The sequence below is a fragment of the Cellulomonas sp. P5_C6 genome, from assembly GCF_054049635.1.
Window position 1 is genome coordinate 1 of the sequence record NZ_JBFULZ010000130.1, and the last position, 11,367, is coordinate 11,367.

The 11,367-nt window shown below is 74.4% G+C and carries 14 protein-coding genes; 10 read left to right on the plus strand and 4 right to left on the minus strand.

Annotated features, from left to right (window positions below):
• A partial coding sequence (locus tag ACXJKG_RS14405; RefSeq protein ID WP_456846433.1) for an ABC transporter ATP-binding protein occupies window positions 1-649 on the minus strand: 649 nt, incomplete at its 3' end.
• Between the two features lie 183 nt (window positions 650-832).
• Here ACXJKG_RS14405 and ACXJKG_RS14410 point away from each other — a divergent pair.
• From ACXJKG_RS14410 to ACXJKG_RS14420, 3 genes are all read left to right on the plus strand, one after another.
• On the plus strand, window positions 833-1,195 hold the full coding sequence (locus tag ACXJKG_RS14410) for a VOC family protein (RefSeq protein ID WP_456846434.1): 363 nt from the start codon (window positions 833-835) through the stop codon (window positions 1,193-1,195).
• 64 nt (window positions 1,196-1,259) lie between these two features.
• Window positions 1,260-2,246, plus strand: a complete 987-nt coding sequence (locus ACXJKG_RS14415; protein WP_456846435.1) for a LacI family DNA-binding transcriptional regulator — start codon at window positions 1,260-1,262, stop codon at window positions 2,244-2,246.
• A 14-nt stretch (window positions 2,247-2,260) separates the two neighbouring features.
• Window positions 2,261-2,749 carry a GNAT family N-acetyltransferase gene (locus ACXJKG_RS14420; RefSeq protein ID WP_456846436.1) on the plus strand — a complete coding sequence of 163 codons (489 nt, stop codon included), beginning with the start codon at window positions 2,261-2,263 and terminating at the stop codon, window positions 2,747-2,749.
• Between the two features lie 5 nt (window positions 2,750-2,754).
• On the opposite strand, the gene ACXJKG_RS14425 is transcribed toward ACXJKG_RS14420, so the two are convergent.
• Both ACXJKG_RS14425 and ACXJKG_RS14430 read right to left on the minus strand, forming a co-directional pair.
• A complete protein-coding gene (locus ACXJKG_RS14425) occupies window positions 2,755-3,447 on the minus strand; it encodes an ABC transporter ATP-binding protein (protein WP_456846437.1) in 693 nt (230 codons plus the stop codon).
• Between the two features lie 18 nt (window positions 3,448-3,465).
• Window positions 3,466-4,560 carry an ABC transporter permease gene (locus ACXJKG_RS14430; protein ID WP_456846438.1) on the minus strand — a complete coding sequence of 365 codons (1,095 nt, stop codon included), beginning with the start codon at window positions 4,558-4,560 and terminating at the stop codon, window positions 3,466-3,468.
• A 157-nt stretch (window positions 4,561-4,717) separates the two neighbouring features.
• On the opposite strand from ACXJKG_RS14430, the gene ACXJKG_RS14435 reads away from it, so the two are divergent.
• Entirely contained in the window at window positions 4,718-5,965 is a 1,248-nt protein-coding gene (locus ACXJKG_RS14435) for a sensor histidine kinase (protein ID WP_456846439.1), read from the plus strand.
• On the plus strand, window positions 5,962-6,588 hold the full coding sequence (locus tag ACXJKG_RS14440; protein ID WP_456846440.1) for a response regulator: 627 nt from the start codon (window positions 5,962-5,964) through the stop codon (window positions 6,586-6,588). The genes ACXJKG_RS14435 and ACXJKG_RS14440 overlap by 4 nt, the downstream gene beginning before the upstream one ends.
• A 7-nt stretch (window positions 6,589-6,595) precedes the next feature.
• Here ACXJKG_RS14440 and ACXJKG_RS14445 read toward each other — a convergent pair whose 3' ends face one another.
• A complete protein-coding gene (locus ACXJKG_RS14445) occupies window positions 6,596-7,210 on the minus strand; it encodes an MBL fold metallo-hydrolase (RefSeq protein WP_456846441.1) in 615 nt (204 codons plus the stop codon).
• A gap of 129 nt (window positions 7,211-7,339) precedes the next feature.
• Between ACXJKG_RS14445 and ACXJKG_RS14450 the strand changes: the two genes are divergently transcribed.
• The 5 genes from ACXJKG_RS14450 to ACXJKG_RS14470 all read left to right on the plus strand — a co-directional run.
• Window positions 7,340-7,969, plus strand: a complete 630-nt coding sequence (locus ACXJKG_RS14450) for a hypothetical protein (RefSeq protein ID WP_456846442.1) — start codon at window positions 7,340-7,342, stop codon at window positions 7,967-7,969.
• 166 nt (window positions 7,970-8,135) lie between these two features.
• Window positions 8,136-9,548, plus strand: a complete 1,413-nt coding sequence (locus ACXJKG_RS14455) for an FAD-binding protein (protein WP_456846443.1) — start codon at window positions 8,136-8,138, stop codon at window positions 9,546-9,548.
• On the plus strand, window positions 9,548-10,411 hold the full coding sequence (locus ACXJKG_RS14460; protein WP_456846444.1) for an SDR family NAD(P)-dependent oxidoreductase: 864 nt from the start codon (window positions 9,548-9,550) through the stop codon (window positions 10,409-10,411). The genes ACXJKG_RS14455 and ACXJKG_RS14460 overlap by 1 nt, the downstream gene beginning before the upstream one ends.
• Complete coding sequence (locus ACXJKG_RS14465; RefSeq protein ID WP_456846445.1) at window positions 10,408-11,046, plus strand: HAD-IB family hydrolase; 639 nt, start codon at window positions 10,408-10,410, stop codon at window positions 11,044-11,046. Before ACXJKG_RS14460 ends, ACXJKG_RS14465 begins: the two co-directional genes overlap by 4 nt.
• Window positions 11,043-11,367 (plus strand): hypothetical protein (locus ACXJKG_RS14470; RefSeq protein ID WP_456846446.1); only part of this gene is annotated, 325 nt, incomplete at its 3' end. The genes ACXJKG_RS14465 and ACXJKG_RS14470, both read left to right, overlap by 4 nt.

Below are 11,367 nucleotides of genomic sequence, written 5' to 3' on the forward strand. Positions count from 1 at the left end.
GCTCGATCCGCCCGCCCGCGAAGACGGCGATGCGGTCGGACATCGTCAGCGCCTCCTCCTGGTCGTGCGTGACGAACAGGAACGTGATGCCGACCTGCCTCTGGATCGCCTTGAGCTCGACCTGCATCTGCTCGCGCAGCTTGAGGTCGAGGGCGCCGAGCGGCTCGTCCAGCAGCAGCACGCGCGGGCGGTTGACCAGCGCCCGTGCCAGCGCGACGCGCTGCCGTTGCCCGCCCGAGAGCTGCGCGGGCTTGCGGTCCCCGTAGCCGCCGAGCTGCACGCTCTCGAGCGCCTCGAGTGCGCGCTGCGTGCGCTCCTTGCGGCCCACCCGCTTCACGCGCAGCCCGTACGCGATATTGTCGAGGACGCTCATGTGCGGGAACAGCGCGTAGTCCTGGAACACCGTGTTGACGTCCCGCTCGAACGGCGCCCGCTGGGTCACGTCCACGCCCGCCAGCTCGACGGTCCCCCCGGTGGGCAGCTCGAAGCCGGCGATCATGCGCAGCACCGTGGTCTTGCCCGAGCCCGACGGCCCCAGCAGCGTCATGAACTCGCCGTCGCGGACGTCGAGGTCCACGCCGTCGACGGCGACGACCTCGCCGAACTCCTTGCGGACGCCCCGTAGCCGGACGGCGACGACATCCTCCATCGCTGCAGCCCCTCTCCCGTGGCCGGCACCCGCTCTGACCGCCGATATCGCGGCCGTTTCGACGGAACCTAGCGGAAATCCGTTGCGAGAACGCGCTTCTGCGTTACGAATCGGTTGCAGTCGTGGATCCGGCCCGATGTCTCCCGCGATGCCCGTGTCGGCGGCCGGTGACAGCATCCAGGCATGAAGATCCTCAAGCAGGTCGTCGTCGTCGACGCTCCGGACCTCGCGGCCGAGAGCACCTTCTGGGCGGGGCTCCTCGGCGGCACGGTCGAGGCCGAGGACGACTGGCACACCGTGTACGTCGACGGGCACCCGCGCCTCGGCTTCCAGCTGGCGCCCGACCACGTGCGCCCCGACTGGCCCGACGGCGAGCAGCAGCAGATCCATCTGGACCTGTACGTCGAGGACGTCGCGGCCGCGCACGACGAGGTCATGGCGCTGGGCGCTCAGCTCCTCCAGTCGGCGCAGGACCCGGACGCCACCGAGGGGTTCCAGGTCTACGCCGACCCGGCAGGTCACCCCTTCTGTCTCTGCTGGGGGTGAGCACGGCGGGTCGGCCCGCCCGGCTAGGGTGGCCGGAGCTGAGCCGGGTGTCGAGGGAGGAACCGTGCCGCGGTTGACCAGTGCCGACGTGGCACGCGAGAGCGGCCTGTCGCGCACCACCGTGAGCTACGTGCTCAACGGCAAGACCGGCGTGGCGATCCCCGAGGCCACCCGCCAGCGAGTCCGGGACGCGGCGGCCCGACTGGGCTACACGCCGTCGGCTGCCGCCCGCGCCCTGCGCTCGGGCCGGAGCGACCTCGTGCTCTGCGTCCTGCCCAACTGGACCATCGGGCCGGTCATCGACTCGCTGCTCGACCAGCTCACGGCCCAGCTCGCCGACCGCGGCCTGTCGGTGCTGGTGCACCACGACCGCGGACCTCGTCCGCTCTCGGACCTCTGGCGGGCCGTGACGCCGCGCGCCGTGCTCGGGCTCGCCCCCTTCGCCGAGGAGGACGCCCGCGCGATGCGCCAGGCCGGCATCGTCGTGGTGGGGAGCACGCTCGACGAGGACGCACCCCCAGGCGGCTTCTCCGCCCCGCAGTCGGAGATCGGGCGGCTGCAGGTCGAGCACCTCGTCGGACGCGGCCACCGGGTCCTCGCGTACGCCGCCCCCGCCGACGTGCGCCTGACCGCGTTCGCCGAACCTCGCCTGGCGGGGGTCGTCGCCGAGTGCGAGAGGCTCGGCCTCCCGGCACCGATGGTGCGGGAGGTGGACCTCACCACGGACTCCGCGGCCGCGGCGGCGCGGGAGTGGCGGGCGGCCGACCCACCCGTGACCGCGGTCGCGGCGTACAACGACGAGGTCGCSCTCGCCGTCCTGTCGGGCCTGCGCGCGCAGGGGCTCCGCACCCCGGAGGACGTCGCGGTCATCGGTGTCGACGACATCCCCGCGGCGAGCCTGGCCGCGCCTCCGCTCACGACCGTGTGGCAGGCCATCGACGCTCAGGCCGGCTACCTGGCCGCCTCCGTCCTGGCGGCCCTGGACGAGTCCATCGAGGCGCCGGCTCACCCGGGCGACGAGTTCCTCGTCATGGCCCGCGACTCGACGTGAACGGGTCGCTCCGCGTGCCCTCGACGACCGGGTACACCGTCGACACCGACGACCCCCGCGCCCCCGACGTGCTGGCCCTGCTCGACGACCACCTCACCGACATGTACGCGACCTCGCCCGCCGAGTCCGTGCACGCGCTGGACCCGTCGGCGCTCGCGACCCCGGGCATCACCTTCTGGACCGCACGCGACACCACCGGGAGCCTGCTCGGCTGCGCGGCCCTCAAGCAGCTCGGCCCGACGGACAGCGAGCTCAAGTCGATGCGCACCGCGACCGCGGCGCGGGGGCGTGGCGTCGGGGCGTCGGTGCTCGCGCACGTGCTCGCCGTCGCCTCGGGGCGGGGCATCCGGACCGTCCACCTCGAGACCGGGACGCAGGACTACTTCGCTCCCGCCCGGCGGCTCTACGAGCGGGCGGGGTTCGTCGAGTGCCCGCCGTTCGCCGACTACGTGATCGACCCGCACAGCGTGTTCTACCGGCTCGAGCTCCGACCGCCCGACTGACCGGGTCACGCGACGAGCGCGCCTGCAGTCTCGAGCCGTCCGTCGAGCATCCGGACCGTCGCGTCGACCGAGCCCAGGGTGGACGCGTCGTGGGAGACCAGCAACGTCGCCGCGTCGAGCTCCCGCGTGAGCCGCGTGATCAGCTCGATCACCTGCGTGCCCCGCTCGTGGTCGAGCGCGGACGTCGGCTCGTCGACCAGAAGCACCCGCGGCGACCCGACCAGAGCCCGGGCGATCGCGACCCGCTGACGCTGGCCGCCCGAGAGCTGCGCCGGTCGCTTGCCGGCCTGGTCGGCGAGCCCGACCTCCGCGAGCAGCGTCATGGCCTCCGCCCGGACCGCGGCGGGGCGCCGGCCGCGCAGGTGCGCGTGCAGCTCGAGCTGCTCGAGGGCGGTCAGCGACGCCAGCAGCTGCGGCGACTGGAACACGATCCCGATCTGCTCGAGCCGGGTCCGCGTCGCGCCGGCGAGCGAGGTGCCGGGCTCGAAGAGCACCTCCTCGTCGATGCGTACCGCTCCCGAGTTCGGCCGCGTCAGGCCGCCCGCCACCGCGAGCAGGCTGGACTTCCCCGACCCCGAGGGGCCGAGCAGGGCCGTCGTCGTGCCCGACGGGATGGCGATGCTGACGTCGTCGACGGCAGTCAGGGTGGTGTCCCCGTCGGGGTAGACGAGCGTGATGTGGTCCAGGTGCAGTTCCATGGTGGAGCTCCTTCGGGTTCAGCGCGCCGCGAGGGCTGCGTGGGGGTCGATGCGGGTGATCCGGGCGATGGCCAGCGCCGAGCCGACCAGGCCCATCGCGACGAGCGCGACCGCGGGGACCAGGACCGTGGTGGCGCTGACGACGACGGGCACCACCCCCGACAGCAGCGCCGCGCCGACGGCGGCGAGCGCGGTGCCGATCCCGACGCCGAGCACGAGCACCACGGCCGCCTGCCCGATCGCGTCGCGCAGGAGGTAGCGCGTGGAGGCCCCCAGCGCCTTCAGCACGGCGACGTCGCCCGCGCGGCTGATGGTCCACACGGTGAAGAACGCGCCGACGACCAGCGCGGAGATCGCCATGAGGAAGACCTGCATCATCGTCAGCGAGCCGTTCTCGGCCGAGTAGGAGCTGATCGCGCTGCGCGCCTGCGCCGTCGTGACGGTCACGGTGCCCAGCGCCGCGTCGGTGTCGGCGACCGTGGCGTCCTGCTCGTCGAGTGTCAGGGCGACGACGGTGGCGGTGGGGCCGGCCGCGCCGTCGACACCCGGCGTGCCGATCGCCTGCCAGTCGTCCAGCGTCGTCCAGACGACCGGCGTGTGCGCGAAGGACGTCGTCGTGTCCAGGATCGCCGCGACCCGCAGCTGCAGGCCCGCGACGGCGACCGTGTCACCCTCGGCGACGGACAGCTCGGTCGCGGCCGACTCCGACAGCACGACGGTGCCCTGGGCCAGCGTGCCGGCCCCGGCCGGAAGTAGTGCGGAGCCCGGCTCGACCCCCAGAGCCGTGACCGAGGCCGTCGTGGTGCGCGACTCCGAGCGGGTCATCGCGACGCCGAGCGGGTCGGCGCTGACGACCCCCGGCGCGGCGGCCCAGTCCTGCCACTGGTCGGCGGTCACCGAGGAGGCGGTGAAGTCGAGCGCGTCGGTCGGGTCGGGCATCGCGAACGCCAGGTGGTCGGCGCGCAGGGCGGTGACGGCCGACGTCGACTCGCGGGACAGGCCGGCGGTCAGCGAGGCGAGGAACGTGACGAGGAACGTGATCATCGCGATCACGACGAGCATCAGGGTGAAGCGCCCGCGAGCGTGGCGCAGGTCGCGCAGGGCGACGAACATCGGTGACCTCCAGGGTCGGTGGGTGGCTCCCTCCAGCGTCGCGGCGGACCGACCCGAGCCCATCGGGCCGCGGGCTGGACCCTCGGAGCCGGAGGGTGGCGGCGGATCTCCACCCTTTGGCCGATGCCCCGCTCCCCCCGGTGGCTACGGTGGCTGGGTGCCTGCCCACGCGACCTTCCCGGTGACCCGCGGGCTGCTGATCGGCCTGGACGTGCTGGTGGCGGCCCTGCTGGTGACCGCCGTGCTCCAGCCCGACCCGTCGGTCCGACCGTGGGTGGCGGTCGTCGCCGCGCTCGCGTTCGGCCTGCTCTACGCCTGGGGCCGCGCCGCGATCCGGATCCACGAGCAACCGATCACCACGCCGCGGGGAGCCTGGTGGCCGGCCGGGGCCTGGGTCGCCGGGCTCCTCCTGCTCTGGGTGGCGCTGCTGGCCACGAGCACCTCGGCCCTGTGGCTCGCGTTCCCGTTGACCCTTCTCGAGATGCACGTCCTCGGGCCGCACCGCGGCGTGCTCGCCGTCGTCGCGACCACGGTGCTCGCCGTCGGCGCCGGGCTCGTCGAGCGGACCGGCGACTTCTCGCCCGGGCTGGTCCTCGGACCCGTGGTGGGCGCCGCCGTCGCTGTGGCCGTGATGCTCGGGCTGGAAGCGCTCGCCCGGGAGTCCGACGAGCGCCGGCGCACCGTCGAGGACCTCACGGCGGTCCGCGAGCACCTCGCGGCGGCCGAGCGGGACGCCGCGGTCGCCGGCGAGCGGGAGCGCCTGGCCCGGGAGATCCACGACACCCTCGCGCAGGGCTACTCCGCGATCGAGCTGCTCCTGCGCTCCGCCGACCAGAGCATCGGCACCGACGACGACCGGGCGCGCCGGTTCGTCGAGCAGGCGCGCGAGACCGCCGCCGACAACCTGGGTGAGGCCCGCCGGTTCGTCCGCGCGCTGGCACCCGCCGACCTCGACGGCGCGACGCTCGTGGCCGCACTCGAGCGGGTGGCCGAGCGCGCGCAGGACACGGCCGACGGGCTCGTGGTCCGGGTGGAGACCTCGGGCAGCCGCCGACCGTTGCCGGTCGCGCTCGAGGCGGCTCTGGTCCGTGTCGCGCAGTCGGCCCTGGCCAACGTCGTGCAGCACTCCGCCGCCCGGCACGCGGTGGTGACCCTCACCTACCTCGACGACKAGGTGATCCTCGACGTGGTCGACGACGGGCGCGGCTTCGACCCGCACGTGGAGCGCACCTCCGCTCGCCCCGGCGGCTTCGGGCTCGTGGCGATGGGCTCCCGGATCCAGGAGATCGGCGGCACGCTGACGGTGGAGAGCGCACCCGGAGAGGGCACCGCCGTCGCCGTGCGCCTGCCAGTGGCCGAGGACGTCCGCCCCGTCGTGCCCGACGAGCTCCAGGGGACGCCGTGATCGACGTCGTGCTCACCGACGACCATCCCGTGGTCCGCGCGGGTCTGCGCGCGGTGATCGAGAGCGAGCCCGACATGCGCGTGGTCGCCGAGCTGGCCACGGCGGAGGAGCTGGTGGCCCGGGTGCGGCGTGGCGACCCGGCGGACGTGCTCCTGCTCGACCTGCAGTTCGGGCCCGGTCGGCTGGGCGGCGCCGAGGCGACCCGCCAGATCGTCGCCGCGGGCGGTCCCCCGGTGCTCATCCTCACCACGTACGGCTCGGACTCCGACATCCTCTCCGCGATCGAGGCCGGCGCGAGCGGGTACCTGCTCAAGGACGCCCCGACCGACGAGCTGACCGCCGCCGTCCGCGCCGCCGACTCCGGTGCTGTCGCGCTGGGCCCGGCGATCCAGGCGCGGCTGCTCGACCGGATGCGCCGCCCCACCGTCTCCCTGACGCTGCGCGAGCTCGAGGTGCTGAACCTGGTGGCGCTCGGCCGGTCCAACGACGCCATCGCCCGCGAGCTCTTCCTCTCGCGCGCGACCGTGAAGTCCCACCTCGCGCACGCCTACGACAAGCTGGGCGTGCAGTCCCGCACGGAGGCGATCGCCGCTGCCCGGGAGCGCGGGATCCTGCCGTCGTAGCGCGCGACTACCCCGTGCGCGCGATCAGGTCGCGCAGCGCGCCGGCCGGGTCGTCGATCTCGGGCCCGTGGCTGAACAGCACGCGCGACCCGACGTGCTCGGCAAGGCGGCGCACCGACTGCGCCGCGCGCGCGGCGTCGGCGGTGAACTGCTCCGGCGCGGGGACCAGTCGGCCGTCGGCGACGCCCACGGCGTCCCCGGCGAACACGGCGCCGTCGGCGACGTGGACCAGGCCGAGGTGCCCGGGCGTGTGGCCGGGCAGAGCGAGCACGCGGAGCCCGCGCACGGTGTCCCCGTCGGACACGGACGAGACGGGCCCGACGTAGTCGTCGAGGGGGCTGGCCCAGACGGTCGCGGCGGGCGCGAGCTCGCGGATCCGGGCCAGCCCGCCGGTGTGGTCAGGGTGGTGGTGCGTGAGCAGGACGTCGGTCACGTCGGACCACGCGGCGCCGAGCTCGTCGAGCCGGCTACGGATCGCGTCGGGCTCGGCGGCCATCCCCGTGTCGATCAGCGCGAAGCCGTCGGGGTGCTCGACCAGGAAGGCGCGGACGTCGAGCTCCACGGCCTCCGGGCCGGCCATCCCGGCGGGGATGTGCAGGGTCATCGGGATCGGGTGAATCATGTCGCCACCACGAGAACGAACCTAGCGACCGCGCGGGATCCGGTCGACCGCCGGTGATCCACGGTGAAGGTTGTCGACGATCCGGGGCACACCGCCGCCCGCAGAACCCGACGTGGCTAGCGTGGCCCCATGGTCGGCGTGGATACCGCGAGGACCGGTCCGCTCCCCTCGGGACGAACCCGCACCACCGCACAGGTGCTGCGGTGGACCGCAGCGCTCTGGATCCCCGCGGCCGCCGCAGTCACGGTCGCCGCCGCGCTCGGCTACGGCGTCGGCCAGAACGTGCTGAGGTCGTCGGCGAACGACCCGCAGGTCCAGCTGTCGAGCGACGCGGCCGCGCGTCTGTCTGCCGGCGACTCGCCCGCGTCCGTCACCGGTGGGCCGACGGTGGACCTCGCGACAGACCTCGGAGCGGCCGTCACCGTGGTCGCCCGCGACGGCGCGATCCTGGCGTCCGGCTCGCGGCTCGACGGGGAGCCCGCCGCGCCGCCGCAGGGGGCCCTCGACGCGGCGACGGCGCACCAGAACGTGGTGACCTGGCAGCCTCGACCAGGTGTTCGCATGGCGGCGGTGATCACCGCGTGGTCCTCGCCGCAAGGGTCAGGGACGGTCGTCGCGACCCGCTCCCTGCGGCCCGTCGAGCAGCGCGTGGACCAGCTGACGGCGCTCGTCGCCGCGGGCTGGCTCGCCGGCCTCGCGGCCACGGCGGTCGCTGCGTTCGTCGCCGCCTGGGTCATCCCACCGCGCCCGACGCCCTGACGGCGAGTGGTGGCGCGGCGGCGCAGCCCCACGCTGACCGCCGCTTGCGCTGCTGAGGTCCAGCACCTGAGAGCTGGGCGCCGTGCTCTCAGTCGATTCTCAAGACGGTCGTCCTACGGTCGCCACCGGCCCAGGTCCGACGACCGGAAGCGCAGGTGGCAATGCCGTGAGCACGACGAGTGCGGACGCGACGACCGGAGCACCGGAGCGGATCTCGAACTTCGGGAACAGCCTGGTGTCGGTCAGCACGAGGTTGACGGTCGGCACGAACGACGAGTGGGAACGAGCCGTGAGGCGCGCCGGACCGCGCGGGCTCACGGTCCGCGGTGCCGGCCTGAGCTACTCGGACGCTGCCTTGAACAGTGCCGGTCTCGTCGTCTCCGCGTCCCCCAGCCGCGGGATCGGCCCGGTGCACGTGACGCCGTCCCCGGGCACACCGGCCGCGTGGGTCGACGTCGGCGCCGGGGTCACGCTGCGCGAGGTACTGCGGACCGTCGTCCCGCAGGGCTGGATCCTTCCGGTCCTGCCCGGCACCGCGCTGGTAACCGTCGGCGGCGCGATCGCCGCGGACGCGCACGGGAAGAACCACGACTCCCGGGGGTCGTTCGGGACCCACGTCGGTCGCCTGGTCCTGCGCGCGCCCGTCGGCGGCGAGCTGGTGATCGGCCCGGACCACGACCCCGCCGCGTTCTGGGCCACCGTCGGCGGACTCGGGCTGACGGGGCTGATCATCGACGCCCGGCTGGACCTGGAACCGATCTCGAGCGGCCTCGTGATCGTCGACGAGACGGTGTGCGGCAGCCTGGACGCGGTCCTGCACCGTCTGCTCGTCGCGCAGCGGGCAGGGGTGCACTCGGTGGCGTGGCTCGATGGCCACGCCCGAGGCACCGCCGTCGGACGCGGGGTCGTGACCGTCGCCCACCATGCTCTGTTCGACGAGCTCTCGGCCGCCGACCGTCTGCGGCCGCCCGCGTACCAGAGCCGGGCATGGCCGGGGCGCTGGCCGCTGTCGGTCAACCTCGTCCGGCCGTCCGTCGTCCGCACCGCCAACGCGACGCGGTACGCCCGAGCGCGCAGTGGGATCAAGCCCGGGACGCGCTCGATCGCCTCGGTCTTGCACCCGCTCGACTCGATCGCCTCGTGGCCTACCGCCTACGGGAGCGCCGGGTTCGTCCAGTACCAGCTCGCAGTGCCGGACGGCCGGGAGGACCTGCTCGGTGCCGTGCTCGCAGCGCTGTCGACGGTCGGCTGCCCGCCGTCGCTGGCCGTGCTGAAGCGGTTCGGCGCGGCGTCGCCCGCTCCCCTGTCGTTCCCGCTCCCGGGCTGGACCCTCGCTCTCGATCTCCCCGCCGCGGCGGGACGCCGCGCCCGGGGCGCCCTCGACGCTCTCGACACGAGGGTCGCGGGAGCAGGCGGCCGGCTCTACCTCGTGAAGGACTCCCGGATGCGGCGCGACCTGCCCGGGGCGATGTACCCACGGCTCGACGAGTGGCGCGCGACACGGGACCGGCTGGACCCCGACGGCGTGCTGACGTCCGACCTCGACCGGCGGCTCGGGCTCACCGGCAGGAGCCGCTGATGCTGAACTCCCTCGGCCAGCCCGACACGGTCCTGCTGCTGGGCGGTGCGTCGGACATCGCCGTCGCCACGGCCCTGGAGTGGGTACGCGACCGCCAGGTGCGGCTCGTGATCGCCGCGCGGCCGGGCGCCCACCGGGACTGCGCGGTCGCGAGCCTGGCCGCGGCGGGAGCGAGCGTGGAGGTCGTCGACCTCGAGGCGACGGATCCCGGCGCGGCGGCCGACGACGTGGACCGCGTCTTCGACCGGTGGGAGATCGACGTGGCGCTCGTCGCGCACGGCGTGCTCCCCGACCAGGACGCCCTCGAGCGCGACCCCGGCCTGGCAGCAGAGGTCTGCGCGACCAACTTCTCGTCCGCCGTCGTGGTCGGCCTGCAGGTGGCGCGCCGCATGACGCAGCAGGGGCACGGCGTCATCGTGGCGATCTCGTCGATCGCGGCCGTCCGGCCACGAGCCGACAACTACGTCTACGGGGCCACCAAGGCGGGCGCCGACGCCTTCTTCACCGGCCTGCGTCAGCGCCTACGGGGCACCGGTGTCCGGGTGCTGGTGGTCCGCCCCGGATTCGTGCGCACACGGATGACCGCCGGTCTCGCGCCCGCGCCCTTCGCTGTCGAGCGCGAGGCGGTCGGCCGGGCGATCACCTCGTCCGTGGCGTCGCGCGACCGGGTCGTCTGGGTGCCCTCGTCGCTGCGAGTCGTGGCGTGGGCTCTGCGACTGGCACCCGACCCGCTGGTGTCGCGGCTCGCCACCGTGCGCGCACGACCGCGGGATCTCTCAGCCTCCTCTTCTGATCCGGCTGCGAGCGTGAGGCATCGGCCGACCGGCGCACTGCAGCTCGGCGTCCTCAGGAGGACCTCGTGACGACACGACAGCCCGACCGTCGCGGACGACGGCTGGTGGTGTGGGACCTCGACCGCACCCTCACGCGGTCGGACACCCTGGTCCCGTTCCTGCGAGCGGTCGCCGGGTCGGCGTGGCCGCGCGTGACGGCCCAGGTCGCCTCCGATGTCGCCGTGCACGGAGGGAGCCGCGCCCAGCTCAAGGACGCGCTCCTGCGCAGGACGCTGGCCGGCCGGTCGGTGCGAAAGGTCGACGTCGTCGCGAACGCGTTCGCGCGGTGGATCGTCGCGGAAGGGTGCCGCGCCGACGCCCTCGCCCGCTGGGACTGGCACCTGCGCTGCGGCGACACGCTGGCCCTCGCCTCGGCGTCCCTGGCTCTCTACGTGCGGCCGGTGGCCGACCTGCTCGGCACCGACCTCGTGATCGCCACCGAGCTCGCGGCCGACCGCGGTCTCCTGACCGGGGAGCGCGCGACGCCGAACTGCCGGGGCGGCGAGAAGGCGCGTCGGATCGGAGCGCTCGTCGACGAGCTCCGGCCGGACACGGTATGGGCATACAGCGACAGCGCCAGCGACCGGGCGATGCTCTCGCTGGCGGACGTTCCCGTGCGCGTGCGCCCGTGGCGCCGGCTGGACGAGCTGGTGGCCGCCGGATGATCGACACCGAGGCCCCGCCGGTTACAGACGAACCGCCCGCGCCGCGCCGCGCCCGCCGACCGCGGTGGGTCCGGACGACCGTCGCCGCTGTCGTCGCCATCGTCCTGGCATCGCTCCTCGTGTCCTACGTGGGCGCGCTGACGGCCCCCGGCCAGGCCGACTGGCAGGATCGGTCAGTGGGCTGGGTGCGGGACCACGGCGGAAACGGCGTCGTGAACCGCATCGAGAACTGGTGGTACTCGCGCCACGCGCCGGCCGGTGGCACCCCGGACCCCGGCGTCCTGCCGGCCTGGAGCGCCGGCCGCGCGGCCGCCACGGGGC

Coding starts and splice junctions, on each gene's coding strand:
- ACXJKG_RS14410 (WP_456846434.1), top strand. CDS start 833: ATGAAGATCCTCAAGCAGGTCGTCGTCGTCGACGCTCCGGACCTCGCG.
- ACXJKG_RS14425 (WP_456846437.1), bottom strand. CDS start 3,447: ATGGAACTGCACCTGGACCACATCACGCTCGTCTACCCCGACGGGGAC.
- ACXJKG_RS14430 (WP_456846438.1), bottom strand. CDS start 4,560: ATGTTCGTCGCCCTGCGCGACCTGCGCCACGCTCGCGGGCGCTTCACC.
- ACXJKG_RS14445 (WP_456846441.1), bottom strand. CDS start 7,210: ATGATTCACCCGATCCCGATGACCCTGCACATCCCCGCCGGGATGGCC.
- ACXJKG_RS14450 (WP_456846442.1), top strand. CDS start 7,340: ATGGTCGGCGTGGATACCGCGAGGACCGGTCCGCTCCCCTCGGGACGA.
- ACXJKG_RS14460 (WP_456846444.1), top strand. CDS start 9,548: ATGCTGAACTCCCTCGGCCAGCCCGACACGGTCCTGCTGCTGGGCGGT.